General features: G+C 59.3%; 21 protein-coding genes. 15 read left to right on the forward strand and 6 right to left on the reverse strand.

The genetic code is table 11. The annotated features are described in order from the left end of the window. Nucleotides 1-24: 24 nt before the first annotated feature. A complete protein-coding gene (gene serA, locus ACYU7Z_RS04760; protein WP_460567905.1) occupies nt 25-1,251 on the reverse strand; it encodes a phosphoglycerate dehydrogenase in 1,227 nt (408 codons plus the stop codon). 162 nt (nt 1,252-1,413) lie between these two features. Between serA and ACYU7Z_RS04765 the strand changes: the two genes are divergently transcribed. From ACYU7Z_RS04765 to ACYU7Z_RS04810, 10 genes are all read left to right on the forward strand, one after another. After that, the gene (locus ACYU7Z_RS04765; protein WP_460567907.1) at nt 1,414-2,592 is read left to right on the forward strand and encodes a serine hydrolase domain-containing protein; all 1,179 of its coding nucleotides are present in this window, start codon (nt 1,414-1,416) and stop codon (nt 2,590-2,592) included. A gap of 164 nt (nt 2,593-2,756) precedes the next feature. Then, complete coding sequence (locus ACYU7Z_RS04770) at nt 2,757-4,271, forward strand: NAD(P)H-hydrate epimerase (RefSeq protein WP_460567909.1); 1,515 nt, start codon at nt 2,757-2,759, stop codon at nt 4,269-4,271. A gap of 37 nt (nt 4,272-4,308) precedes the next feature. Beyond that, nucleotides 4,309-4,935, forward strand: a complete 627-nt coding sequence (locus tag ACYU7Z_RS04775; protein ID WP_460567911.1) for a hypothetical protein — start codon at nt 4,309-4,311, stop codon at nt 4,933-4,935. A gap of 93 nt (nt 4,936-5,028) precedes the next feature. Then, nucleotides 5,029-5,733, forward strand: a complete 705-nt coding sequence (locus ACYU7Z_RS04780; protein WP_460567913.1) for a hypothetical protein — start codon at nt 5,029-5,031, stop codon at nt 5,731-5,733. A 47-nt stretch (nt 5,734-5,780) separates the two neighbouring features. Then, nucleotides 5,781-6,332 (forward strand): GNAT family N-acetyltransferase, encoded by a 552-nt coding sequence (locus ACYU7Z_RS04785; protein WP_460567915.1) that lies wholly within the window; start codon nt 5,781-5,783, stop codon nt 6,330-6,332. Then, nucleotides 6,329-6,844, forward strand: coding sequence for a GNAT family N-acetyltransferase (locus ACYU7Z_RS04790; protein WP_460567917.1), 516 nt, complete (start codon nt 6,329-6,331; stop codon nt 6,842-6,844). Before ACYU7Z_RS04785 ends, ACYU7Z_RS04790 begins: the two co-directional genes overlap by 4 nt. A gap of 1,524 nt (nt 6,845-8,368) precedes the next feature. After that, a complete protein-coding gene (locus tag ACYU7Z_RS04795; protein ID WP_460567919.1) occupies nt 8,369-8,830 on the forward strand; it encodes a DUF4265 domain-containing protein in 462 nt (153 codons plus the stop codon). 148 nt (nt 8,831-8,978) lie between these two features. After that, a complete protein-coding gene (locus ACYU7Z_RS04800; RefSeq protein WP_460567922.1) occupies nt 8,979-9,527 on the forward strand; it encodes a hypothetical protein in 549 nt (182 codons plus the stop codon). 23 nt (nt 9,528-9,550) lie between these two features. Continuing rightward, nucleotides 9,551-10,114, forward strand: coding sequence for an RNA 2'-phosphotransferase (locus ACYU7Z_RS04805; protein ID WP_460567924.1), 564 nt, complete (start codon nt 9,551-9,553; stop codon nt 10,112-10,114). 32 nt (nt 10,115-10,146) lie between these two features. Further along, on the forward strand, nt 10,147-10,596 hold the full coding sequence (locus ACYU7Z_RS04810) for a VOC family protein (RefSeq protein WP_460567926.1): 450 nt from the start codon (nt 10,147-10,149) through the stop codon (nt 10,594-10,596). Nucleotides 10,597-10,628: 32 nt separating this feature from the next. Here the strand turns inward: ACYU7Z_RS04810 and ACYU7Z_RS04815 are convergent, their stop codons facing one another. Next, nucleotides 10,629-11,105, reverse strand: a complete 477-nt coding sequence (locus ACYU7Z_RS04815) for a Gmad2 immunoglobulin-like domain-containing protein (RefSeq protein WP_460567928.1) — start codon at nt 11,103-11,105, stop codon at nt 10,629-10,631. 221 nt (nt 11,106-11,326) lie between these two features. Between ACYU7Z_RS04815 and ACYU7Z_RS04820 the strand changes: the two genes are divergently transcribed. From ACYU7Z_RS04820 to ACYU7Z_RS04835, 4 genes are all read left to right on the forward strand, one after another. After that, nucleotides 11,327-13,585: a proton/sodium-translocating pyrophosphatase gene (locus ACYU7Z_RS04820; protein ID WP_460567930.1), complete on the forward strand. Its 2,259-nt coding sequence runs from the start codon at nt 11,327-11,329 to the stop codon at nt 13,583-13,585. A 158-nt stretch (nt 13,586-13,743) separates the two neighbouring features. After that, nucleotides 13,744-14,688: a sterol desaturase family protein gene (locus ACYU7Z_RS04825; protein WP_460567932.1), complete on the forward strand. Its 945-nt coding sequence runs from the start codon at nt 13,744-13,746 to the stop codon at nt 14,686-14,688. 32 nt (nt 14,689-14,720) lie between these two features. After that, a complete protein-coding gene (locus ACYU7Z_RS04830; RefSeq protein WP_460567934.1) occupies nt 14,721-15,104 on the forward strand; it encodes a BlaI/MecI/CopY family transcriptional regulator in 384 nt (127 codons plus the stop codon). A gap of 2 nt (nt 15,105-15,106) precedes the next feature. Then, on the forward strand, nt 15,107-16,798 hold the full coding sequence (locus tag ACYU7Z_RS04835; RefSeq protein WP_460567936.1) for a M56 family metallopeptidase: 1,692 nt from the start codon (nt 15,107-15,109) through the stop codon (nt 16,796-16,798). A 114-nt stretch (nt 16,799-16,912) separates the two neighbouring features. Here ACYU7Z_RS04835 and ACYU7Z_RS04840 read toward each other — a convergent pair whose 3' ends face one another. Together ACYU7Z_RS04840 and ACYU7Z_RS04845 are read right to left on the reverse strand one after the other, a co-directional pair. Next, nucleotides 16,913-17,935, reverse strand: coding sequence for a PorP/SprF family type IX secretion system membrane protein (locus tag ACYU7Z_RS04840; protein WP_460567938.1), 1,023 nt, complete (start codon nt 17,933-17,935; stop codon nt 16,913-16,915). Between the two features lie 5 nt (nt 17,936-17,940). Next, a complete protein-coding gene (locus tag ACYU7Z_RS04845) occupies nt 17,941-23,040 on the reverse strand; it encodes a PKD domain-containing protein (protein ID WP_460567940.1) in 5,100 nt (1,699 codons plus the stop codon). 721 nt (nt 23,041-23,761) lie between these two features. Between ACYU7Z_RS04845 and ACYU7Z_RS04850 the strand changes: the two genes are divergently transcribed. After that, a complete protein-coding gene (locus ACYU7Z_RS04850; protein WP_460567942.1) occupies nt 23,762-24,241 on the forward strand; it encodes a hypothetical protein in 480 nt (159 codons plus the stop codon). Nucleotides 24,242-24,261: 20 nt separating this feature from the next. Here ACYU7Z_RS04850 and ACYU7Z_RS04855 read toward each other — a convergent pair whose 3' ends face one another. Together ACYU7Z_RS04855 and pyrE are read right to left on the reverse strand one after the other, a co-directional pair. After that, nucleotides 24,262-24,630, reverse strand: a complete 369-nt coding sequence (locus ACYU7Z_RS04855) for a heavy-metal-associated domain-containing protein (RefSeq protein WP_460567944.1) — start codon at nt 24,628-24,630, stop codon at nt 24,262-24,264. 24 nt (nt 24,631-24,654) lie between these two features. After that, nucleotides 24,655-25,290, reverse strand: coding sequence for an orotate phosphoribosyltransferase (gene pyrE / locus ACYU7Z_RS04860; RefSeq protein ID WP_460567946.1), 636 nt, complete (start codon nt 25,288-25,290; stop codon nt 24,655-24,657). Nucleotides 25,291-25,295: the final 5 nt, after the last annotated feature.

Below are 25,295 nucleotides of genomic sequence, written 5' to 3' on the forward strand. Positions count from 1 at the left end.
GGGTCGTTTTCAAACGCGCCCGGATCAATACAATAATCGCACCTTGACGGTTTCCGGCACTTCCTTCAGCAGGCTCAGCGCCCGCTTCGACAGCTGCTTGTCCACATCCACCACCACGTAGCCGATCGCTTCATTGGTCTTCAGGTATTGCCCTACGATATTGATCCGGTGCTGCGAGAGTTGTCCGTTGATCTGCGAAAGTACACCCGGAACGTTGCGGTGAATGTGCAGGATCCGGTGCGCGCCTTCCTGGGGCGGCAGCGCCAGGGCCGGAACTGTGTGCGAGCCGAGGCTCACGCCTTTTTCGAGGTATTGCAGCAGCTTGTTGCTCACGTCCTCCCCTATGTTTACCTGCGCTTCTTCGGTGGATCCGCCGATATGCGGCGTCAGCAGTACGTTCGGCAGGCCCTGGAGCGGCGTTTCAAAGCGGTCGCCGTTCTTTTCGGGCTCCACCGGGAACACGTCGACGGCCGCGCCACCCACGGCGCCGCTTTCGATCGCCTTGCGGAGTGCGGGCAGGTCGATCACCTCGCCGCGGGCATAGTTGATGACGATAGCGCCCTTACGGAGCCACTTGATGTTGGTTTTATTGAGCAGGTTCCTGGTCTCGGCGGTTTCGGGAACGTGGAGCGTCAGCACGTCGGAGGCCGCCAGGAGCGCCTTCAGGCTGCGGGCATCACTTGCATTGCCCAGGGGCAGCTTTGTTTCGATGTCGTAAAAGAGCACTTTCATCCCCAGCGCCTCGGCCAGTACGCTTACCTGCGAGCCGATATTGCCATAGCCGATGATACCGAGCGTTTTGCCCCGTAGCTCATAGGCGCCCGAGGCTTCCTTCAGCCAGATTCCCTCATGGGCCGCCCGGTTCTTGTCGGGCACGCGGCGGATGAGCATAATGGCGGCGCCAATGACCAGCTCGGCCACCGACCGCGTGTTGCTGTAGGGCGCGTTGAACACCGCAATGCCGCGCTCCGTGGCGGCGGCCAAGTCTACCTGGTTGACGCCAATGCAGAAGCAGCCCACGGCCTGCAGCCGCTCAGCTCCTTCGAGCACCCGTGTGGTCAGCTGTGTCTTGGAGCGGATTCCCAGCAGGTGGCACTGCCGGATCTCCGCCAGCAGCTCCTCTTCGGGAAGAGCGCGCGTCAGCTTCCGCACCTGCGTGTAGCCGGCCCGCCGGAAATTCTCAACGGCCTTCTCGCTCACATTCTCGAGCAACAGGATATTGATCTTCTCTTTGGGATAGCTGGTATTCATATTGCAAATAAAAAGGGTTTTGAAAGGTTTTGGAGAGTTTTGACGGGTCGGCCGGGTTGGGACGCGCGGCAGGCTCACGATTCAAAACCTTTCAGAACCTGTCAAAACCTTTTCAAAACCTTTTGCCGAACCCTAACTTCGCCACCTTTCTGTTTGAAACCAATGAATCTACATAAAATACTGCCCGCTGCGTGCCTGGGATGGATGCTGACGATGAGCGGCTGCAGCGGCAACGCCAATAACGTGAAGGTCGTGCCCGTCGACACCCTCAACAACAACGCGGCGATGCCCGTGGCCTCGCTTCCCGAGGACGTCCGCAAGCGCTACCACGACAACATTGAGGCCTTTATGAAGCGCACCGGCTTCCTCCGGACCTTCAACGGGTCGATCCTGATTGCCAAGAACGGCGTGCCCGTGTACGAATATTACGGCGGTTACCGCGACTATAAGACCAAGGACTCGCTGACCGCCGAGACGCCGCTCCAGATCGCTTCCACCAGCAAGCCCTTTACCGCTGCCGCGGTGCTGCAACTCGTGGAGAAAGGAAAGATCGGCCTCGACGACCTTCTTACGAAGTATTTCCCGGGTTTTCCCTACGACCAGGTAACCGTGCGGATGCTCCTCAACCACCGAAGCGGCCTGCCCAACTACCTCTACTACATGGACAAGCAGCACTGGCCCGACCAGCGCAAGCTGGTGAGCAACCAGGAAGTACTGCAGTCGCTCATGACCTGGAACATCCCGCGCTCCTATCGCCCCGGCGTTCACTTCAGCTACTGCAACACGAACTACGTGCTGCTCGCGCTGATCGTGGAAAAAGTGACCGGGCAGGACTTCCCTACCTACATGAAGAAGAATTTCTTCGAGCGTTTCGGGATGAAGAACACGTACATCAAGACGATGAACGAGACCAGCTTCAACATGTCGTACCAGCGCAACAACGCACCCTGGCCGCTCGACTTCAGCGATGGCCCCTACGGTGACAAGAACGTTTACTCCACGCCGCGCGACCTGCTCCAGTGGGACCGCGCCTGGTACAACAACCTCGTGGTAAGCGCTGCGATGGCCGACTCGGCCTTCACGCCCAACAGCAACGAGCGCCCCTCGATCCACAACTACGGCCTCGGCTGGCGCCTGCTCAAAGCGCCGGGCGATAAAAAGGTGGTGTACCACAACGGCCACTGGCATGGGTTCAACTCGGCCTTCGCCCGCCTCATCCATGAGCAGGGCACGGTCATCATCCTGAGCAACCGCTTCAACCCCGCCGTCTATCCCTTTGCCCGCGCGCTGTACAACGCCTTCGGCAACTATGATGGCAAGCAGCCGGAAGGGGAAGAATAGCGCCGCAAGCGGCGGAGAGAAAGAACGCAGATTTTTTATGATTTTTATGATTAGCGCTGATTTCTTTGTGTGCGTCAGGAAATCATAACTGATCTTAAAGATCCGCGTATCGCGCCTGCGCGATCTGCGTCCTTTCTCTCAGTCCTACTGCTATCTTTATCCTGATGAAGATTTTCTCCGCCGCCCAAACCCGTGCCTGGGATGCCTATACCATCGCCCACGAGCCCGTGGCGTCCATCGACCTGATGGAGCGCGCGGCGCGGGCCTGCACGGAGTGGCTGCTGCGCCGGTTCGGGCCGGAGCGACCGATGACGCTCTTTTGCGGCCCCGGCAATAACGGCGGTGACGGCCTTGCGATCGCCCGCCTCCTGCATGGCGCGGGGCGGACTGTTACCGTATTTATACCGGCCGAGGGTGAAGGCTCCGCCGACTTCGGGCAAAACCGCGAGCGCCTCCTGGCAACCAACTTGCCACTGCAGCCCTGGAGCGCGAGCGATCTGCCGGGCCCGGAAAACAGCATCATTATCGACGCGCTTTTCGGAACGGGCCTGGGCCGGCCACTGGCGGGGGCCGCGGCGGACTTGGTTGAGCGGATCAATAACAGCGGACGCACGATCGTCTCCATCGACCTGCCCAGCGGACTTCAGGCCGACGCGCGCAGCGAGGGCACCGTGGTCCACGCGACCCACACGCTCACGTTCGGCGCACCCAAGCTGGGCCAGCTGCTGCAGGAAAACGGCGCCTTCATCGGTGAGCTTCACCTGCTCGACATCGGGCTCCCCAACGCCTATGCCTCCGACACGGAAACCGCCTTTGAATACGTCGACCGGGCTTTCGCACAGAGCCTGTACCGGCCGCGTTCGCGCTTTGCGCACAAAGGCTCTTTCGGCCACGCCCTGCTGGCTGCCGGGGCCTACGGTAAAATGGGTGCTGCGGTGATGGCCGCGATGGCCTGCCTCCGCGGCGGCAGCGGGCTCCTCTCCTGCCATTGCCCGCGCGCCGGCGCAGCCATCCTGCAAAGCACGGTGCCCGAGGCGATGCTCATCCCCGACAACCACGAAACGGAACTCGCCACGCTCCCCGAAAAGCTCCGGCGCTTTGCCGCTATCGGCATCGGTCCGGGTATCGGCTCGGGCGACGGGACCGTAGAACTACTGGCCGCCTACCTGCGAAATGCTGCCTGCCCGCTCGTGCTCGATGCCGATGCCCTCAACATTTTGGCGCGTAACAAAGCCCTCCTGTCCACGCTTCCTGCCGGCTCTATCCTGACCCCGCACCCGAAGGAGTTCGACCGCCTGTTCGGTGAGCACGCCTCCGACTTCGACCGTATATCTACGGCCCTGGCGCAGGCGACGCGCCTCAACTCGGTGGTACTGCTGAAGGGACACCATACGTTCGTGGCAACGCCCGCCGGGCGCGGCTTCTTCAACAGTACCGGCAACGCGGGGATGGCCAAGGGCGGCTCGGGCGACGTACTCACCGGCCTCCTGACGGCCCTCCGCGCGCAGGGCTACAGCGCCGAAGATGCGGCCGTGCTGGGCGTTTGGCTGCACGGCAAAGCAGCCGACATCGCCGTAGAAACACAGTCGTACGAGAGCCTGCTGCCCACCGACCTCGTGGCCCATTTCGGCGCGGCCTTTCGCGGCCTGTACGGGGAGCGCTGCGGAAACGTAGTCTGAAAAGAGGAGGGTTCTTCACAATTTCCGAACTTGGAGCATGCGCATGATAATTCGCTATGTACCGGCCGTCCTGTTGGGGCTGCTTGCCTGCCGGGAGCCTGAACAGCGGCCCGAAGCGGGCACCGTGATCAGCAACACGAACCTGAAAGGAGCTCTTGCCGACAGCGCCGCAGCCGCCCGGATGCGCGCGGCTGCCGATACCATCTGCGGCGACTTCAACGGCGACGGGCAGCCGGAAAAAGCCTGGCTGGAGCCGCCGGTGGGCCTGAGCTTGGATTCGCTGACCTGCGCCGACAGCAGCTGCACCGCGCAGATCCGTTTTTCCAACCGGGCAATCCCGCCGATCGCCGTGCGGATGTGCATCGGCGGTATCCCCGACAATCTCGGAAACCTTTATGGCGACGGCCGCGACGTCATCGGCCTCAACCCGGACTGGTTTACAAGCTGCTGGCACGGCTACTATACCTGGACCTTTCGCGGCGGCAGCTGGAAGGCCGCGCTCGACACCTTCTCCACGCACTGTAACCAGTGGGACGACGGTGGCATGCCGCCGGTGCGTGCCGTTCCCGGCAAGCCCGGCTGGGCCGAGATCCGCTACAGCGAAAGCACCGAGGACAGCATCGTGCTGCGGACGGCCGAGAGGCCCCTCCGGCAGTATCCTTAAAGTCCTCTCATTGAAAAGAAATCCTCCTGGCGAAAATTCTGGCTCCTGGTACCGCAAACTGCCTGGTTCGATCCGGCACATCAATAACAAGCCATGGAGGATGTTCTGGTGAAAAAAGCGTTTCCGGAAATGGTCCAGCCCGAGTGGCCCGGAACAATACACCGATTAATTTTTGTTGCTGCTAATCCCATGAAAAGAATCCTCCCTGCACTTGCCCCGCTGCTGCTCCTGTCGATTTTCGGCTGTACGGATTTCGTGGCCCTCAATGAGCGGATTCTCGACGCACAGCGGGAGGCCGCTTACCATTCACCTTACAAAAGCGCCGGTGGAGCCACCGGCTATGCGGAAGCACAGGCACCCATGCGGGCTTCGCTGCCGCGGCGCCTGCGCGACCGGATGCACCTGCGCGGCCTTGGGGCTGATACGCTTTGGATGATCGAATCCTTCGACGCTTCCTGCATTTTTTGCCCGGCGGACTACATACGGGTACTGTACCGCGATTCGATGTATACCCTTCAACACCGGGGTAACGAGTGGATCCCCAAAAATTACGATCTCGAGGTACGCCCCTTTCCGCGCCCTTCATCGACGTTTGACGACAGGTTGCGTTACGATAACCTGGAAGAGTTGAGCGAGAAGGTGCGCCAGGGCCAGGATTGGCGCGCCAACCCGCTACAATACGGTGCCGATGACTGCAACGACGGAGACTACACCTTTCTGAGCGTCGTCTACCCAGATGGCCGCGTTGAAGCGCTTTTTGTACGCTGCCTGATGCCACGGATATACCGGAAACATTAGTGTACACGGAGGCTCCGCGCGCCAATTTGAATTTACTTTGTAGCGCCATGCTACCCTCCCTCCGCAGCTCCCGCCTGTTGCTCCGCCCCTTTACTGATGCCGACCTCGGCGACGTTTACCGCGGCCTCTCGCACCCGCAGGTGATCCCCTACTATGGCGTTCGCTACGACAGCCTCGAGGCCACCCGAGCGCAGATGGAGTTCTTTGCCGCCCTGGAGCGCGACGGCACAGGCGCCTGGTTTGCCGTCTGCTCGGCGGACGACGGCAGCTTCCTCGGCGCGGGTGGCCTCAATGGACTTGACCGGGTACACCGCAAGGCTGAAGCGGGCTTCTGGCTCCTCCCCGATTACTGGGGCCGCGGGATCATGCAGGAGGCCATGCCCGCGATTTGTGGTTACGGCTTCACGGGTCTCGGGCTGCACCGCATCGAAGGGATCGTGGAGTCGGAGAATGCAGCCTGCAAACGGGCGCTCGACCGCCTCCGCTTCCGGTACGAGGGCACGCTGCGCGATTGCGAATGGAAAGACGGACGCTTCATCAGTCTCGACTACTACTCGCTCCTGGCTCCCGACTTCATCCAAAATAACCCCAACCGATGACCCATATCCGCCCTGCCACGATCGATGATGTGCCGCTCCTAGCCCGCCTCGCCGCCGACACGTTTGTTGAGTCGCACGGGCACAGCGCCGCCCCGGCCGACATCGCGGCCTACAAGGCAGAAAAATATTCGGAAGAAGCACTCCGCGCCGAACTCGCCGACAGCGCCAACCGGTACCACCTCATTTTCGATGACGATGAGGCCGCCGGCTTCTCGAAGATCGTCTTTGATGTGCCCTGCCCGGGTCGCGACGAAACGAACCTGGCCAAGCTGGAGCGGCTCTACCTGCTGCGGCGCTTTTACGAGAAGCGGCTTGGCGCGGCGCTGTTCGACTTCCTCGTCGACCTCGCCCGGAAGGCCGGCCAGCAGGGCATCTGGCTGTACGTGTGGACCCAGAACGAGCGGGCACTCCGCTTTTACCGGAAGCAGGGGTTCGAAATAGTGGGCACGCACGACTTTGTCCTCTCCCCCACCCACAGCAACCCGAATTACCGGATGCTGCTGCTGTTCTGACGAGAGAAGGTTTGCTGGCAAGGCAAATCATGATTGGCAGATTACCGATGGCCGTGCCACGCGTCAGAACGTGTAAACCTTTATTGGCCGGTCCGGAAGAAGCCCGCGCAGGCCGGGCAAGTTACTTGCATCTTTCATGAACTCCTGCCCCGCAGGGGCAGCGTCTCACTGGCCCCGGACGCGGTCCGATTAGGATCCGCTCCGGAGCAAATCCCGGCAGGCAGTGACATGCGGGCAAGTTACTTGCAGCTTTCATGAAGCAATGCCCCGCAGGGGCATTGTCTTACTGGCCACGGACGCAGTCCGTTTATGATTCGCACCGGAGCAAATCCCGGCAGGCTTTCATCATTCCCTTGCCCCGCAGGGGCAACGTATAACTGGCCCCGGACGCAGTCCGGGGTAACCTGCAGGCAATGGACCCATGCGCCCCGCAGGGGCGCCGTCGACACGTTCTACGCAGCGGCGCCCCTGGGGGCGCTTTGATCCCGATCATCCCGAAGACCCCGGGTTGCACCCGGGGCCAAAAACATGCTGCCCCTGACGGGGCAGTACATTACTCTCCCATCCGCCACATAAACCGGCAGCGGCCGGCAGTGTCCCGATGCCGCATCATCAGTTGCCGGCACAGCCCCGCAACGATTACGAAAAAGCCCCGCTCAGCAGGCCAAAATCGGCCGATGCGACGGACTAGCGATCGAGTATTTGTGGCGAAAGAGCTTCCAAAAGTAGACGAGTCATTTTGGCAATCAGGACAGGCGAAGTTTGTCTTGCGTAGACAATATGGATACATTAGCTATTAGGTTGCCGCGATTCCGACTGTGCCGGGTAACGGCTTTCCACAATGCCGGTTGATAGCAAAAACATTATCTTGGTTACAACTACAAACCACTGGTAATTAAACGCCCACTAATGAGAATCCTCCTGGTCATTCTTTTTCTTCCACTAGCAATTGCAGCAAACTGCCAGCTTGCGACAGTCACCGGAAGGATAATTGATACCACCGGTGATATCAGGTATTTCCCGCAGGAAGTCTACCTGCTCCGATCGGACAGTTCCCGTTTGCAAAGCGTGTTAACGGACACCTTGGGGCGATTTCGGATGCTTAATATTCCGGTCGGGCAGTATATAGTACGGCTGGAGCGGCAAATGAAGATCGTGTCTCATTACAACGTAAGTATCAGTTCTGTCAACCCGGATAGTTTGATCATCAGATTTCCCGAGGCATGCCGGTTTATTTACACTGGGAGAAAGAAGCCGAAATGTCCTATTGATCCGTCTGATAAAATAGTCAAAGTGATTTATGGGTTACCCGACGAATGGGAACTAAAATGGGCCAAAGCTGGAAAGATATATTTGGGTGGTTGTATCATCACCGGCTGTGACCCACGGTTCAGGTGCATTCGGCACGGGCTTGATCTGTGACACAGAAGTTAGTAGCGGATGTTGCGCTCTATCTCGCCATCACGCCGAATGGTTGTACTTTCATTCACCGCCAACAGTGCATCATCGAGAACCGTTTCCCACATGCCAGAAGAACAGCACGTCAAAGTACTAATCCGTTATGAGAGCGACATCCTCGACCAGGTGGTCGTCGAGACCATGTGGGCAATACCTGTTGACGAGGCGGCAGGACTATACCGCCTTGACTCCATTCCTTTTTACGGTCCTCCGATCGCAACGGACGACATTTTCTTTGCCGAGTACGTCGAAGAGGAGCAGATGCTGACCTTCCGCGAAGTCCGGGAGCGCTCCGGCAACTCGATCGTGCAGGTGGTGCTGATGCAGGAGCCTTTTGACACGGCTCCCTTGCGCGGGGAGCTGATGGAGCTGGGCTGCCCCTCAGAAGGACTGAACGACCGGTACTTCGTGCTGGAAGTTCCTGCAGACGTGGACTATTCGCCGGTGAAGAAGCGCCTCGAAGAACTCGAAGCCGCAGGAACCATTGAATATGCGGAACCGGTACTGAGCGAGCGGCATGCCTCCTGAACTGACCCGATAAGTGAGCGGATGGCCTAGCCATCTTGTCCTGTTGCTAGTTCCGCAACGGATTTTCAAGGCGCCGTGATCGGTTTCCTTCTTCATCGTGATATTTGCGAACCTTCGGCCGTGCTTCATGCCGCGGTAACCAGCCCGTATGATCGAAAAGTTTATCTTCTATGTAATAGTAGGCGTCGCTGTTTCCGCATCGCTGCACTACCTGAACAAGACCTCCGCCAAACAGCCAGAACCCGGCGATGACGGGAAATACCTGCTGCGGATGAATAAGCTCTATCACTATGTCGGCCTGGTCGGTATCGTAATCGCTTTTGTCTTTGCGGTAGTTCCACCCATTGCAGACGAGCCGGACCTGACCATGCTTGTGCTGATCCTCCTGATGCTCCTGCTGTTTGGCGGTCTCGGTGTGCACTCCTTTCTCCTGTACCGGAATCACTTCCTGCAGTTCGACGACCAGGTAATTCGTGTTCGCAATCCACGCGGAGCTGCGCGCTCCGTTGATTGGGATTCGTTGCAGCGGGCCACGTTTCAACCATTTTCCGGCTACCTCGTACTGACCACAACCGACGGCTCGAAGCTGAAGATCCACCAGCACCTGGTCGGCGTTCAACGATTTGTGACGTTGCTGCAAGCGAAAAAGGGCTGGACTGCCGGCGAGATGCGGCTCCCGCCAAACCTGGTGAAATAATCAGGCACGTAACTTAATGAGCCATGCCGCAACCTTCCGATAAAACGATCAGCAAATTCCTGTCGCTCGTACTCCGGCACAAGCCCGGGACCATCGGTCTTACACTCGACGAAAACGGCTGGGCCGACGTAGAGCAACTGTTGGAGCGCTGCGCCGCCCACGATATGCCGCTGACGCGGGAGAAGCTGGAAACCATCGTGGCTCAAAACGACAAGCAGCGCTTCGCTTTTTCCGGCGACGGCAGCCGCATCCGCGCCAGCCAGGGGCATTCCGTTGCCGTCGATCTTGGACTGTCGCCCACGGAGCCACCGGCCATACTTTACCACGGTACCGCGGAGCGCAACCTCGCCCCGATACAGGAGCAGGGATTGATCCCGGGCGAACGGCAACAGGTGCACCTGTCCGCCGACAGGGCCACTGCAAGGGCCGTCGGGGCCCGCTATGGGAAGCCGGTAGTGCTGGTGGTAGATGCCGCGGCCATGCAACGCGATGGCTATTTATTCTATTGCTCCGCGAACGCTGTCTGGCTGACCGGCAATGTCCCGCCCTCCTATCTATCCGCTGCGCAGGAATCGAAAGACCGTTAACTTGGGCTATACCTAACGGAAACAAACAGGCTATGTCGAAAAGCAAGCTGCTACGGATGGACAATGTCGGCATCGTCGTCGAATCGCTCGACGCTGCCATCGAATTCTTTACCGAGCTCGGGTTGAAGCTCGAAGGCCGCGCGATGATCGAAGGTCCCTGGGCCGGGCGCGTCACCGGGCTGGCCGACCAGCGCGTGGAGATCGCGATGATGGCCACACCGGACGGGCACAGCCGCCTGGAGCTCTCGCGCTTCCTCGACCCGCCCACGGTTGCGGACCACCGGGAAGCCCCTGTCAATGCGCTCGGCTACCTCCGCGTGATGTTTGCTGTAAGCGATATCGACGATGTGCTGGAGCGGCTGTACCAGCGCGGTGCGACACTTGTTGGCGAGGTGGTTCAGTACGAAAATGCCTACCGCCTTTGTTATATACGTGGTCCTGAGGGCATCCTGATCGGGCTTGCCGAGCCGTTGGGCGGTTGATAAGACGCCCATTTCATAAGAGCGACACCGGGCTAGTGCAGCCACAAAGGCAACCGCTCCCGCCGGTCGCGCAGCGTGTCGCCCGACGGATTGTCGGCTTCGAAAACAAGGAATCCTTTGCCGCGGTATTTCTCCCAGCGAAGCTCGCCACGGAACGGCACAAGTGTCGTTGTCGTCCACTCGGATTGCGCCTTTGCCGGTGTTGTTGCTAGTAGACGCTGCGCGCTGTCGTACAATTTCAGCACGAACTGTCCTTCGAAGTACCAGGTGCCGGGCGCCTTTCCCGAAACGACAAGGGGGCTCCGTACGGTATCGCCCGGCTGCGGCCGCAACGGGTTGACGCGTCCTTCAATCTCCACGCCGGGTGGCGGCGTCGACGGCGGGGGCGCGGGCAGGGCGCTTCCGGCGGGTTGCACCGGATCGGAACTTGTCTTACCGGGACCCCGCTCCGCCTCATTACCGCAGGAAGCTGCCAGTGCCAGCAGGAAGATCATAAGGAACGAACGCATCATCCAAAGCTAGCGAAAAGAAGCCCCGGCCGCAGGCAACGTGTACGTGCAAGGCCGCTCCCTACCGGCCTTCGATATTCGCCATTCGTTATCCGATATTCGATATTCGACTCCCCGTTATTGCCCCGCTCCCCTATCTTTGCCGTCCGCCAAAAGGGCCGTTCACGTTTTTTTAACGAACGCCGCGAGGCATGGTATAAACTTCAAAACCAAAAGAGCACATGAATTCGTACGACAAGTACCTGTACCTGGTGCCCGTTCTGGGCCTGATCGGATTGCTTTACACATTCTGGAAATTCGCCTGGGTAGCGAAGCAGGACGACGGCACCGACCGCATGCGCGAGATCGGTAACTACATCGCCGAGGGCGCCATGGCGTTCCTGCGTGCCGAGTGGAAACTCCTCGCCTACTTCGGCGCCATCGTAGCCCTCCTCCTCGGCTACATGGGCAGCCGCAACTCCGAGTCGCACTGGACGATCGCCGTGGCCTTCATCATCGGCGCCTTCTTCAGCGCACTTGCCGGCTACATCGGCATGCGCGCCGCCACTAAAGCAAACGTGCGCACAGCACACGCTGCCCGTACTTCCCTTGCCAAAGCCCTGCAGGTGTCCTTCACCGGTGGAGCCGTAATGGGTATGGGTGTTGCCGGACTGGCCGTACTCGGTCTTGGCGGCGTATTCATCGTACTCCTCAAAACCTTCGCTCCCGGCGCCATGGCCAACTCCCACGAGGTGACCCGCGCCATCGAGGTGCTCACGGGCTTCTCGCTCGGTGCTGAATCGATCGCCCTCTTCGCCCGTGTGGGTGGCGGTATCTATACAAAGGCTGCCGACGTCGGCGCCGACCTCGTAGGTAAAGTAGAGGCCGGAATCCCCGAAGACGATCCGCGCAACCCCGCCACCATCGCCGACAACGTAGGCGACAACGTGGGCGACGTGGCCGGCATGGGCGCCGACCTGTTCGGCTCTTATGTAGCCACGGTTCTTGCCACCATCGTGCTTGGCCACGAAGTGACCGGCAACGGCGGCACCAACCTGAGCGACGGCTACGACGGCTTCTCCCCCATCCTGCTCCCCATGCTCATCGCGGGCATCGGTATCATCTTCTCCATCATCGGTACCTTCTTCGTGCGCATCTCCGAGAGCGCGCCGATATCGACCGCCGTGGTGCAGCGCGCCCTCAACATGGGCAACTGGGGCTCGATCATCCTGACGGCCATCGCCTCCTACTTCCTTTGCATGTACATTCTCCCCGAGGGTAACCTGATCCTCCGCGGCTTCACCTTCGACCGTATGGACGTATTCTACGCCATCGTCGTGGGTCTCGTGGTAGGAACCCTCATGAGCATCATCACCGAATACTACACCGCCATGGGCAAGCGCCCGGTGCTCAGCATCGTGCGCCAGAGCGGCACGGGCCACGCCACCAACGTCATCGGCGGTCTCGCCGTTGGTATGGAGTCAACCTTCCTGCCGATCCTCGTGCTCGCCGGTGGTATCTACGGATCCTACTACTTCGCCGGTCTCTACGGTGTGGCGATCGCCGCTGCCGGTATGATGGCCACCACCGCTATGCAGCTGGCCATTGACGCCTTCGGTCCCATCGCCGACAACGCAGGTGGTATCGCCGAAATGAGCGAGCTTCCCAAGGAAGTACGCGAAAAGACCGACACCCTCGACGCTGTGGGCAACACCACCGCCGCCACGGGTAAAGGCTTCGCCATCGCTTCCGCCGCCCTCACCGCCCTGGCCCTTTTCGCCGCCTACGTAGGCGTTGTGAACGCCAACGGCTTCAACATGGAAGGCATCAACATCTATAAGGCTGATGTGCTCGCGTCGCTGTTCATCGGCGGCATGATCCCCTTCATCTTCTCCTCGCTGGCCATCCGCGCCGTGGGTGAGGCCGCCATGGCCATGGTGGAGGAAGTTCGCCGCCAGTTCCGCGAGATCAAAGGCATCATGGAAGGCAAGGGCAAGCCCGAGTACGACAAGTGCGTTGCCATCTCCACCGAGGCTTCGATCCGCAAGATGATGCTTCCCGGCGCCATCGCCATCGTTTCCCCGATCATCATCGGCTTCCTGCTGGGCCCCGAGGCACTCGGCGGCTTCCTGGCCGGCGCTACAGTGAGTGGTGTGCTCATGGGTATGTTCCAGAACAACGCCGGCGGCGCATGGGACAATGCCAAGAAGAGCTTTGAGAAAGGCGTGGACATCAACGGCCAGAAGTACTTCAAAGGCTCCGATCCCCACAAGGCTTCGGTAACCGGCGACACCGTAGGCGACCCCTTCAAGGATACCTCGGGCCCCTCGATGAACATCCTCATCAAGCTGATGTCGATCGTTTCCCTCGTGCTCGCCCCGACGCTGGCTGAGGTTCATAAAGAAAAAAGCATCGAGCGTGCAGCGAACCCGGCAACCGAGCGGTCTATCCAGACAACGACCGTTGCCCAACCCTCCGCCACATCGGTTACCTATCGATAAACTTCCTATACTGCTTAATTTGTGAGAAGACCCCGCTTTTTAGCGGGGTTTCCTTATTGAACAGTAGAACAAGGAACAAGGAACAAGGAAGGGTGAAGGGCGAAGGGAAGTCTGAATGGCGACGCTACGTCTTACGTTCCCAGGCTGTAACTTTACTCATGCCGCCGGCCTTACTTTTTTACGCAATTCCCGGTTTCCTCCTCCTGCTGTCGCTGGAGGCCTGGCTCTCTGCCCGCGAGCAGCGTCATCTTTACGAACGGCGGGATACCTGGAGCAGCCTGGCGCTCGGCATCGGCAACGTGGTGACCGGCTTTGCCACGAAGGCACTCATTTTCGGGCTCTTCACCCTTATCTACCGCTACCGCATCCTGGAGTTGCCGGCAAACCGGTGGTGGTTCTGGGTCCTGCTTTTCCTGGCCGACGACTTCTCCTACTACTGGTTTCACCGCACCGCGCATAACGTCAACTGGTTCTGGGCCTCGCACGTGGTGCACCATTCGTCGCAGCGCTACAACCTCGCGGCGGCACTGCGGCAGACCTGGACGGGCAACGCCACGGGCACGTTCCTGTTCTGGGCCTGGATGCCGCTTGTTGGCTTTCACCCGATCTGGATCCTGCTGATGCAGCAGGTAAGCCTCATCTACCAGTTCTGGATCCATACGGAGCTCGTGAAAAAGCTGCCGGCGCCGATCGAGTTCCTGTTCAACACCCCCTCTCACCACCGTGTGCACCACGGCTCCGACCTCAAGTACCTCGATAAGAACCACGGCGGGATCCTGATCATCTGGGACCGTATCTTCGGCAGCTTCCAGCCCGAGGAAGAACGCCCGACCTACGGGCTGACGACGAATATCGCCTCGTTCAATCCCTTTGTGATAGCGCTCAAAACCTGGGGCGACCTCTTTCGCCGGGTGCTCGGGGCGGCGAGCTGGCGCGAGCGGGTCGGGTATCTTTTCGGCGCGCCCGGCTGGAGCCCCGACGGAAGCACGCTGACGACCAGCCAGCTGCGGGCCCTGAATGGCGCTCCCAAGCCCGGCCGCGAAACGTTAAATAGTGTTAACATCTCTGAAAAAAAGAAGCACGGGGCTGTTCGTACGAAATAGGTCGTATATTCGTTTCAGAAATCAAGAAAGTTATGGCAGCATCCAAATCCATCAAACCCACGGAAAGCGAGCTCGAGATCCTGCAAATCCTTTGGAATAAAGGGGTTGCAACGGTTCGTGAGGTGCACGAGGAACTCGCCAAGACCAAGGAAGTGGGCTATACTACCACCCTGAAGCTGATGCAGATCATGCACGAAAAGGGTATTGTAAAGCGCGACGAGTCGATGCGTACGCATGTGTACCAGCCGGCCGTGAACAAGGAAAAAACCCAGAAACATTTACTGGGCAAGATGATCGATTCGCTTTTTGGCGGATCTTCGACTCAATTAGTGTTGCAGGCATTGGGCGAGCATAACGCAAGCCCCGAGGAGTTAGAGCAGATTCAGAAATTGCTGAATAACCTCAAAACCAAGTAACCATGGCCTGGAGCCAGTCGATCTTTTTGCAGGCCCTTGGCTGGGCTACCCTCAACAGTTTCTGGCAAATGGGGCTGTTGTGGTGCGCGTACCAGCTGGCCAGCCACTTCGCCCGTCCCAACAGCAACCAGAAATACCTGCAGGCGGTATACAGCCTCGCCGCGGGTGCCGCCTGGGCCGCCTGGACCTTCTTCTCCTACTATTCCAGCGGGCAAACAACCTTCTCCTTCTTAAACGAGCCGCTCTTTGGCGAACAAGTGCTGCCGACGGTACTCACTGCCGCTTCGATTGCGTACCTGTTCCTGCTCGTTGTTCCGTCTGTTAATGTATACCGCAACTGGCGCTACCTGCAGGCGATCCGCCGGCACGGGCTTACCAAAGCGCCGGTGAAGCTGCGGATGTTTGTCGACCGCATCGCCGGCCCCATCGGCATCCGAAAGAACGTTCGCGTGTATCTTTCCAGCCTGGTCACCTCGCCGGTAACGGTCGGCTACCTGAAGCCGGTTATCCTGGTGCCGATCGCTGCGCTCAACAGCCTCAGCCCCGCGCAGGTGGAAGCCGTACTGCTCCACGAGCTGTCGCATATCCGCCGCTACGACTACCTCGTTAATCTCTTTGTTACCGCGCTCAACGTCGCTCTTTATTACAATCCTTTTGTACGCCTCTTTATCCGCGCCCTCGAAGCCGAACGCGAAAACTGCTGCGACGAGCTCGTACTCCAGTTTGAATACGACAAGGTCGGCTACGCTTCCGCCCTGCTGGAGCTCGAAAAGACCAACCACCGGAGCGCCGCGCTGGCCATGGGCGCCACCAAGGGCAACAACCTCCTGCACCGCATTGAGCGGATCGTGGGCATCCAGCGTAAGCCGCGTCTGAACATACAGCACCTGATGGGCGCCTTCGCAGCCCTAATGCTTCTTTTCGCACTCAACTCATTGGTCATCGCCAGCCGGCAGCCCGCAAGCGGTTTCGCTTACTACTCCGGAAGTGGCGCTCCCTATGCCTTCCTCCAGCTCGATCAGAGCCGCGCTCCCTGGCAGCCGACGGCAGCACCCGCAACGGATCGGAGCATGCGCGATGCTGTCAATACGGCCGGCACCGTCTCCCCCGCCGCCCTGGCAGCAGCCACGGTCACAGCCCCTCCGCCGCCCGCAGCTGACGAGACAGCCGATGCCGCTCCCGACCCGGCTTTCCGCACGGTAGCCTTTGATGAAAGCGCTGCCAATCTCACGAACGAGCAACGCAGCGAGGTACAAACCGCAGTTTCGAATGCCCGTAAGCTCCTGGAAGTTCAGTGGACGGAAGTCGAGAAAAATATCCCGGACGGTCTGACCGCCGGAGAACGCGAGCAGGCCCGCCGCCAATACCTCAGCCAGGTGGAAGCCCTGAACTGGCAGCGTCTCGCGACGAACCTCCAGAATGGCTACAGCCAGGGCGATGTTGACCTTACCCGGATCAACAGCCAGATGGACCAGCAGATCGCGCTGGCCCGCCTCGATAGTGTGCAGGGCGCCTACCGCATGGCCCTGTCGCAACTCGAAAAGATCCATGCCGAAGCCCGCAGCGCCGCCACGCCCCTCCCCGACGTTTCGGTATCAGAGCTGAAAAAAGTACGGCAGGAGCTGCAGCAAAAGATCGCCGAGATCGACGCGCTGAAGGGAAAGAAAGACAAGAAGGGCTCTGTTAAGCTGTAAGCCGGAGCAGTTGGCTGGTTAATAAGTCAGCTCGTAAAATAGTTACAATTGGAAAGGCCGCTCAGAACGAGCGGCCTTTCCAATTGTATTGAGCGGTCAGATCGGTTATCTCAATTACCACACATTCCGCGGGCAGGTATCGCCGTAGCGGTTTCCAAGAAGGAAGCCGACCATGAGCTCGTGGGTGCCACGGCTCGCCGTGTTAATGGCCGTTGTGGTATAATCGTAGGAATAGCTGATATTAAATGTGTTCCCAACGTTGAAACCGAGCATACCGGAATAGCCTTCTTTCAGCCGGTAGCCGCCACCCAGCCAGAGCAGGTCGCGGTACTGGAGCTTCGCATTGAAGTCGTATTGCAGCGGCAGGGGCGCGCCGGCCACGTATTTCACCATCACCGACGGCGTTGCGTTGACGTCTTCGGACAGGAGGAACCGGTAGCCGGCCGTTCCAAAGAGGTGCGGCACAAGCTTCCCCTTGTTGAAGGATGCATCGTCGGCGACGACGTATTTCTGCGGAATTACCTGCTGCGCGGCGGCGCCCACGAAGAAGTCGGCACCATAAAGCCACAGGCCCAGGTTCAGGTCGGGACGAAACTTGCTGATGTACACATTCACATCGCCCAGCGCCACGTCGCCGGCAACGGCCGGTGTCGCCTTGGAGCGGTCGTAGCCCATTTTGCTCACACCCGCGGAGAAGCCGGCCGCCAGGTTCAGGCGCGGGCTTAATCCCATATGGTAGGCGTACGAAATGTCGGCCGTAAAGCGATTCAGGTTGCCCGTGCGGTCGTTCATGACGACGAATCCGATGCCGTGGTGCGGCGCGGATGCTTCGTAGGCGCCCCAGTAGTTTTCGCCACGCGGGTTTTCGCCGGGCACCCCGAAGCCCGTAGGCGAAGGCTTGTAATCCTGCTTGCCGATCGGCTGATGGTATGTGACATAGGTCGTTCGCGGCGCGCCATCGAGGCCGGCCCACTGGTCACGGATGCTGAATTTCAGGTCGCCGTAATTCTCAATTCCGGTAAGTGCCGGGTTGAGCACATAATTGTTCAGGATATACTGGGTATAGTGCGGGCGCTGCTGCCCCGCCGCAGCCAGGGCCATGCCCGCTCCCAGGAGCGAAAGAATGTGTTTTTTCATGGTTGTCAGCGGATAAGGTCGACGAAGCCGGACATCTGCTTGCGCCCGTTCTTCGGGTTGATAATGTAGTAATAGGTGCCTGTCGGCAGCGGCTTGCCGTTGAGCGTACCGTCCCACGGAGTCGCGTAGTTGACCGAGCTGAACACCGGTTGGCCGTAGCGGTTGAAGATATCCACGGTAGCGCCGGGATAGCTTTCGAGGTACTGGATCACCCAGCGGTCGTTGACGCCGTCGCCGTTCGGTGTGAATACGTTCGGAATGACCGGTGCCTTCAGCATCGTAACGAACACAGCGTCCTCGTTGGTACATCCATCGGCGGAGGTCACTGTCAGTGTATACAACTGGTCGCCCTGCGGACGCACGAGCGGGCGGGCGATCGAATCGTCGCTCAGCCAGCGGGCGGGCGTCCACACGTAAATGATGCTGTTGCCGGTTCCCGTGCCATCGAGCGTATCGACACCGCCTTCGAGAACGAATTTATCGGCGCCCGCGCTCACCGTCGGCACGCTGTACACCGCGATCGCCATCGACGTATCGTTGACGCAGCCGTTGGCACCGGTAACAGTGTAGGTAATGTCGTGAAGGCCTGTGCCGGCGCCCGCCGGGCTGAAAAGACCGGAAGCGCTGACGCCCGTTCCCGAAAACCGCGGCGTGCCGTTGATGACGCTGTTATTTGCCGTGCTGGCTTGCGTGAGCGTGAAGGGCGGTACGTTTTCACAAATGCCGGTCACGGGAGCGAAGCGCACATCCGGTGTTGCCAGGAGGGTCAGCGGCTGGCTCATTTCGTTGGCGCAGGTCTGTCCCGAATACGCCACGAGCTTGATGTTGAGCGGACGGGATGCCGGGCTGAAAAACTCCGGGTACTTGTGGGAATAAATGCTCGCGCGCACCGGGTTGAGCACCGTTTGCAGGCTCGACGGGTCGCTCGCATCCCACCAGATATCAATGCGAATGACGCTCCCGATGTCAACCCACGAACTGTCCTTGATCCGGACGCTGTCGTTGCTGCACACGCTGTTTTGCACGACCGTCAGTACGGGTACCGGCGAGGTTCCGGCGATCACAACCTGCTGGGTGGTATCCGCCCTGCAGCCGTTGTTGCTGGTTACGCTGAGGTTCACCTGGTAGGGACCGAGCACCGTAAAGCGGTGGCGAGGGTTCTGGGAATTCGAAACGTTCGAAGAGGGCGGGTTGGAGGCGTTGTCACCGAAGTTCCAGCTCCAGGTGCTGATGGCATCGGGTGCCGCGATCCGGCTGGTATCGTTGAATTGCGAATAAGGATCCGCGAGGCAGTTTTGCGGGATCACAAAGCCCGGCTCCGGCAGCGGGTGCACATGGGCGCTGTCGATAACATTGGCCGTGCAACCCTTATCGGTCGTAACGGTAAGTTTCACGCCGTAGGTTCCAACCGTGTTGTAAACGTGAACCTGGGGACCGCGGCCGGTTGCCGCTGCGCTGCCATCGCCGAAGTCCCAGCTCCAGGACTGCAGGGCACCTGAGTTGGCCTGCGACGCATCGGTGAATGTGATGTCGCGCGTGGCGCACATCGGCGATGCGATGGTAAATAAGGCGGTCGGCAGCCTGTTGACCGTTACCGAAAGCGGTGTCGGCGCCGACACGCAGCCAACGGCTGATGTAACGGTCAGGCGCACCTGGTAAACGCCAGCGGCGGCGTAGGTATGTACCGGGTTCTGAAGCGAGGAGTGATTGCCGTCGCCGAAATCCCAGTCCCACTGGGCAACGCTCGATGCGGGCGCCGTGCTCGCATCGCTGAAGGTAAAGGCATTTCCGAGGCAGAGCTCGGGGCTGCTGGCCGTAAAGACCGCCTGCGGCTGGGCATAAACGGTAGTAAGCTGCTTCACTGTGTCTTCCACGCAACCGTCGGCCGAGGTAGCCGTGAGGCGCACATCGAAAGGCCCGGTGCTGCTGTAGCTGTGGGTCGGCGCCGCCTGGGTAGACGAGCCCGCATCGCCAAAGCTCCACAGGTAGCTTACGGTGCCGATCGTGCCATCGCTGATGGTCGTGTTGTTGGCAAAGGTTGCCGTGCCTGCCGGGAGACAGACATTCGGTAAGGTAAAATCGGGAACCGGCTTCGGGTGCACGAGCACCGCGATCGTGGTATCATCGGCACAACCAACCTCCGTTTGAACGGTCAGGACGACGGATTGGCTGGCGGCCGAAGCAGGCACGAGGTACATCTGTGCGACCTGCGGACCGGTAAGCGGGGTAGCGTTGGCGGTCCAGGAGTAGCCGGTTATGCTGCTACCTGCAGCAACAGCCGACGAATTGGAAAGCAGCGAGATCGAATCACCCGCGCAGCGGTGCGCGCCGACCACAAAGCTTGCCGTAGGAAGGGGCACGATCGTAATGGTCAGCTGCGTCGTATCCGACGAACAGCCGCTTGCCGATTCCACCCAATGCTTCACGATATAGGTGCCCGCCGTCGCATAAGTTTTGGAGGCGACCTGGCTGCTGCCGGTTGTGTTGTCGCCGAAATCCCAATGATAGCTGCTCACGGAGCTGGCGGGAGCGCTGGCGCTGCTGCTGAACGTGACCGCTGCATTCAGGCAGTATTTCCCGGCAACCGGCGTGCCCGAAGGGCTGAAGGTCGATGTGGGTCGCGCATATACCGTGTTGATCACCTGGCGCGCCGTATCGGTGCATCCATCCACTGTCGTAGCCACGAGGCTGGCGTTGAAGGGGCCTGTAGAGGAATAATTATACGTCGGCGTCGTTGCAGTGCTCGTTGCTCCTGCGGGTCCGAAATTCCATTGGTAGGTCAGCGCGCCGGCGCCGGTAACGGTCGACGTATTGCTGAACGTCATCGCGCCGGAGGGCAGGCAGGCGTTGCCAAAGGTAAAGCCGGCCACCGGGTTCACGCCCACGGTGAAGGTCCGCGGAAATACCGTGCTCCGGCAGCCTCCGCTCGAGGTCACCTGGAGGGTGGCCGTATAGGTGCCGGACGTCGCATAGCTATGCGTTTGCGCCGCTCCCGTGGCCGCGTTGACGACCGTGGAGCCGTCACCGAAATTCCATTGCCAGTTGGTGAGCGTACCGCCATTTACGATCGATGTGTCGGTGAACGTAACGTTTTTGCCCACACAGTAAGGTGCGGCAGCCCCGAAATTGGCGACCGGCGGCTGGCTCACGTTGACGGTCTGCGGAAGGGTATCGGAGATACAGCCGATATCCGTGATCACCCAGTGCTTTACCTGGTAGGAACCGGCCGAGGGGAACGTGTAGAGCGGGTTTTGAAGGGTTGAAGTTCCGGCGCCCGCTCCAAAGGTCCAGTTGTAGGTACTGAAGGGCCGCCCCTGGCCGTTGCTGGCATCTGTGAACTGTACGGGGTCGGAAACGCAGCCGGTGGATGTGAAAGTGAAGCCCGCCTGCGGCCGATCGAGCACCTGGAGGTCAAAAGCGATCTCCTGGTCGCCGCCGCAGCCGTCGGCAGTGGCACCCGTGGCCCTGATCAGGATCGGGAACGTACCGGTGTTGCCCGTGGCGTAGGTGTTCGGCAGCATATAGCGGTACACCATTTTGCCGCCGATCAGGTAGCTCGAGTCCGGCGATGGGCTGTTAATCGTTACATCCGGAAAGAGACCATTGAACTGCCATACGATCTGCGTGGGCTGGAACGGGAAGGTCATCGAAAACCGGAAAGGCGTGTTGCGGCAGGTAGCCGGGAAGTTGACCGTTGCATAGTCGTTCCGGATCGAGGCAAACTGGTAAAGGTCCTTTACGTTGGCACCGGCCGAGTACCCGTAGCTCTCGGCGTCGGCATAGCCATAGGCCAGTGCGAGAAAGCCCGAGTCGGATGTCAGCTTATGGTAACCCTGGCTCACGCCCACCGTCGCCCGGCTGTCGGTCAGATAGGCGTACGAATAGCTGGCGTCGCGGGGGTGAACGGTCCAGGAGGATGCCGGAACCGGGTTGCCGTCGAAGCGGAAAGAGGAAATGCCCGTGCCGCTGTTTTTGATAATGACGTGAATATGGTGCTGCCGGTTCTGGTTGGCCGCCAGGTTGGAGTTGATCAGGGTAACGTTATTAATGTTCTGCTCGATCGGGTTGAGCATGATCATATCCGGGTCGTAGGGGGCGCCGTTGCCATCGCAGCCCTGCGTCGTGAAATACTGGGCAACGCTGATAGGCGCATTGGCTTCAAAAAGCTGCGGCGTGCCCACCGGCCCTACCTGGGCGTAGCCGTCGGCATTGAAGGCAACCGGGCTGCCGTTGACGAGCAGGCTGGTGCCGGCGTCCTTGCTGTACACCCGGAAGTAGTTATTGACGTTGGTCTCGCTCGGCACCGTCAGGTAGCGCTTGCCCCAGGTACCCGTCGGGTAGAGCTGCTGGTACAGGTTGTCGGAGGAATTCTGGCAATTGGAGCTGGGGATGCGGATCTTTCCCGAGCCCGAGAAAACAGCGATCCGCTTACAGGCCGAAGTGCCCGTGGAAACGGATTTGATCCGGGTGCCGCTGAGGTCCTGCCCGGTCAGGCCACCGGTGAAGCCCAGCACCTGGTAGATCTGCCCCTTGTTGAGGGTTACCTGGTGGGTCTCACCACGGAGCCAGCCGTTTACGGTATTCCCGGTTAAAGTGATATCGACGGCCGTATTGTCCTCAACAGCGATGATGGAGATAAAGCAGTTCGAGGCATTCTCATTTGAAACCTGGGTGAACGAGGAGGCGATATACTCTTTTCCCAATACGGTCGTAGGCAGGCAAAGGGTGGCCGCCGAGGCTGCCGAGCGGGTAATATAGGAGTAGACCACGATGGGTTGCGCCGACGTAACGTGGATGGCGTGGTTCGAAAACGGCCCCTCGCTGTTCAGGGCGTAGGCGCTCGGAATGTTGACCGTGCCCTGTCCGCCAGCCGTAAGAGTGCCGGTAGCGATAACGCTTCCGCCGTAGGCCTCGACCGTATAGGTAGTGGTGACATCAGAAGTAAGGTAGAGGGTCATGGTCGGCTGGGCGCCGCTCGCCATACCAACGTGGTAGCTGTAGGCGATCCAGAACTCTTTTCCCTTGTTGGAGAAATCCTGAGCATAGGTGTTTCCACTCACTGCGAGGGCAATGAATAGTAAGAAGGAAGCAATTAGTTGTTTCATTATCCGCGTAGGAGATTCGAAATGAAGGCCCAAGTTACGATAATCCGCAGTTCAGCCCCGGCTGCCCGCAACCATTGCCGGTCAACGGGCGCCAAATGCCGGGAAAGCCAGTTGTTCGATCGGTCCGGCAGCCAAAGGTTTAACGCGGGTGAAATACCCGAATAAGACATATTGACAGCGCCGGCTTCGAAGCATTCCGGCTTCCGCAGGGGGACACAGCCAGGGACAGAACGATCGTTTCGATCGCGGCGATCCGGCCGGCCGTGTCCCGGGCGGCTGCCTCCCTAAGCCATTGGGAGGTGATTTAAGTCCCCTGATTCCGGGAAGGTGCCGCAGGTCGAATTCGGAAAAGGAAGCCAAAAACGACGATGTGAATAAGTCCGAAAAAGGAAACGCTTCAAAATGCCGCCTAATTCCAATTATTACATGCTTACAAGCTATAATTAACTTGAAATGAGATTATTAATAACCGAGTTAGCACCGATGTTTAAGTTTACCTCAGAAGATTGAGGGCTAAATTGCAATCAGCTAAAACATCTTAGATAAAAGTTTCATTAAGACTTATAAAGTTCAGACTTACAAATATTTATTACTCAACCTATTTACTAAAATAGTTGGCAGTGAAGAAGCTTCAACCAAAAGTTCAGTTGCCAAAAAAATTAGTTGTTGATAACCGAAGGGTTGTTTCGGGTTAGCATGGCATTTGCCCTAGCTTTGCCGTATGAGATTATGGATGACGATTCTGGCAGCGCTCCCCCTCCTTTCCGGGTGTACCCGCATCAAGGACCCCGAGTTCCGGAGAGTGGACCATTTCGGGGTGCGCAAACTTGGCTTTGAGGAGACGACGGTGGGCTTTTCGGCGACCTACTTCAACCCCAATAATTTCGGGGTGAGTGTCAAAGAGGCAGTCATTGATGTGCGGGTGGATACCGTCTACCTGGGGCAGTTTCGCCAGCCGGCGGAGGTAGCGGTTCAGAATCTTTCCGAATTTTCGATCCCCCTCGAAGGAACGATCGGGCTCCAGAAGGCGCTGCGGTTTGACCTCCCGGGACTGCTCGGTAAGACGGTGACGCTCCGGGCGGATGGATCGGTGAAGGTGGGCAAAGCCGGAATTTTCATCAGCAAGCCCATCCATTACGAAGGCCGGCAGACGATCTCGGCCGACCTAATAAAAAATCCAGCCGCTGGGGCTGGACAATAATTCTTGAAAACGTACTTCCTTTATTGGACGGGTTTGGCTCCCGCTTTAACCTCGGGCGCCTTGCAGCATTTCGGAAGGCGGTTGTAGGCGTCGGGCTCTGCTTTCACCTCGTTGGCGTCGAAGCCGGCGGTGGCGATGGCGGCCTTGATATCCTCGTCGGTGATCCGGTCGGTCAGGTATTTGACCACTGCCTCCTTGCGCCGGAGGTTGACGACCACGCTCGTCACGCCGTCATAGCGCTTCAGGTAGGTCTCGATTTTCTCTTTGCACACATCGCACTCCTGGAGCGTGGGGAGGCTGATTTTGAGCGTTTGCTGGGCCTTTGCCTGGGCAAATGAGCCTTCCGACAGGCCTACGGCCAGCAGGAGCAGGAACAGGATTTTTTTCATGTTGTCGGCGGAATTTGTCCCAATTTAAGAAACTCCGGTCCAGTTGGCCGGGTCCTCGCGCCATTTTAACAATACCGCCCGCTCGTCGGCGCCTACCTGGCCTTTTTGCTCCGCCACTTCAACCAGGTGGTTATAATCGGTGAGGGTAAACAGCGGTACCCCGGCGGCTTCAAACTGCGCGGCACCCTGCGGGAATCCGTATTGAAAGATGGCGGCCATCCCCTGCACCACAAGGCCGGCCGCACGCAGTACATCCACGACCTGCAGGCTGCTTTTCCCGGTCGAAACAAGGTCTTCGAGCACCACGACCTGCTGCCCTTCGCTGTAGCTGCCTTCTATCTGGTTGCCCAGGCCATGCTCCTTGGGCTTTGGCCGCACATAGAGGAAGGGAAGCTTCAGCTGGTCGGCCACAAGGGCGCCCCAGGCAATGCCGGCAGTGGCGACGCCCGCGATGGCGTCGGCGTCGGGGAAACGCTCGAACACGAGGTTGCACAGCTCGCTTTTGATATAATCGCGGATAAAGGGCTGCGACAGTACCCGACGATTGTCGCAATAGATCGGGCTTTTCCAGCCCGAAGCCCAGGTAAACGGGGCGCCGGGGCTCAGCCGAACCGCCCCGGACTGGAGCAGCTTTTCAGCGGTAACGTGCGCATCGGTCATGCCGC

The organism is Flaviaestuariibacter terrae (assembly GCF_054777635.1).

Coding starts and splice junctions, on each gene's coding strand:
- serA (WP_460567905.1), bottom strand. CDS start 1,251: ATGAATACCAGCTATCCCAAAGAGAAGATCAATATCCTGTTGCTCGAG.
- ACYU7Z_RS04765 (WP_460567907.1), top strand. CDS start 1,414: ATGAATCTACATAAAATACTGCCCGCTGCGTGCCTGGGATGGATGCTG.
- ACYU7Z_RS04770 (WP_460567909.1), top strand. CDS start 2,757: ATGAAGATTTTCTCCGCCGCCCAAACCCGTGCCTGGGATGCCTATACC.
- ACYU7Z_RS04775 (WP_460567911.1), top strand. CDS start 4,309: ATGCGCATGATAATTCGCTATGTACCGGCCGTCCTGTTGGGGCTGCTT.
- ACYU7Z_RS04780 (WP_460567913.1), top strand. CDS start 5,029: ATGGAGGATGTTCTGGTGAAAAAAGCGTTTCCGGAAATGGTCCAGCCC.
- ACYU7Z_RS04785 (WP_460567915.1), top strand. CDS start 5,781: ATGCTACCCTCCCTCCGCAGCTCCCGCCTGTTGCTCCGCCCCTTTACT.
- ACYU7Z_RS04790 (WP_460567917.1), top strand. CDS start 6,329: ATGACCCATATCCGCCCTGCCACGATCGATGATGTGCCGCTCCTAGCC.
- ACYU7Z_RS04795 (WP_460567919.1), top strand. CDS start 8,369: ATGCCAGAAGAACAGCACGTCAAAGTACTAATCCGTTATGAGAGCGAC.
- ACYU7Z_RS04800 (WP_460567922.1), top strand. CDS start 8,979: ATGATCGAAAAGTTTATCTTCTATGTAATAGTAGGCGTCGCTGTTTCC.
- ACYU7Z_RS04805 (WP_460567924.1), top strand. CDS start 9,551: ATGCCGCAACCTTCCGATAAAACGATCAGCAAATTCCTGTCGCTCGTA.
- ACYU7Z_RS04810 (WP_460567926.1), top strand. CDS start 10,147: ATGTCGAAAAGCAAGCTGCTACGGATGGACAATGTCGGCATCGTCGTC.
- ACYU7Z_RS04815 (WP_460567928.1), bottom strand. CDS start 11,105: ATGCGTTCGTTCCTTATGATCTTCCTGCTGGCACTGGCAGCTTCCTGC.
- ACYU7Z_RS04820 (WP_460567930.1), top strand. CDS start 11,327: ATGAATTCGTACGACAAGTACCTGTACCTGGTGCCCGTTCTGGGCCTG.
- ACYU7Z_RS04825 (WP_460567932.1), top strand. CDS start 13,744: ATGCCGCCGGCCTTACTTTTTTACGCAATTCCCGGTTTCCTCCTCCTG.
- ACYU7Z_RS04830 (WP_460567934.1), top strand. CDS start 14,721: ATGGCAGCATCCAAATCCATCAAACCCACGGAAAGCGAGCTCGAGATC.
- ACYU7Z_RS04835 (WP_460567936.1), top strand. CDS start 15,107: ATGGCCTGGAGCCAGTCGATCTTTTTGCAGGCCCTTGGCTGGGCTACC.
- ACYU7Z_RS04840 (WP_460567938.1), bottom strand. CDS start 17,935: ATGAAAAAACACATTCTTTCGCTCCTGGGAGCGGGCATGGCCCTGGCT.
- ACYU7Z_RS04845 (WP_460567940.1), bottom strand. CDS start 23,040: ATGAAACAACTAATTGCTTCCTTCTTACTATTCATTGCCCTCGCAGTG.
- ACYU7Z_RS04850 (WP_460567942.1), top strand. CDS start 23,762: ATGAGATTATGGATGACGATTCTGGCAGCGCTCCCCCTCCTTTCCGGG.
- ACYU7Z_RS04855 (WP_460567944.1), bottom strand. CDS start 24,630: ATGAAAAAAATCCTGTTCCTGCTCCTGCTGGCCGTAGGCCTGTCGGAA.
- pyrE (WP_460567946.1), bottom strand. CDS start 25,290: ATGACCGATGCGCACGTTACCGCTGAAAAGCTGCTCCAGTCCGGGGCG.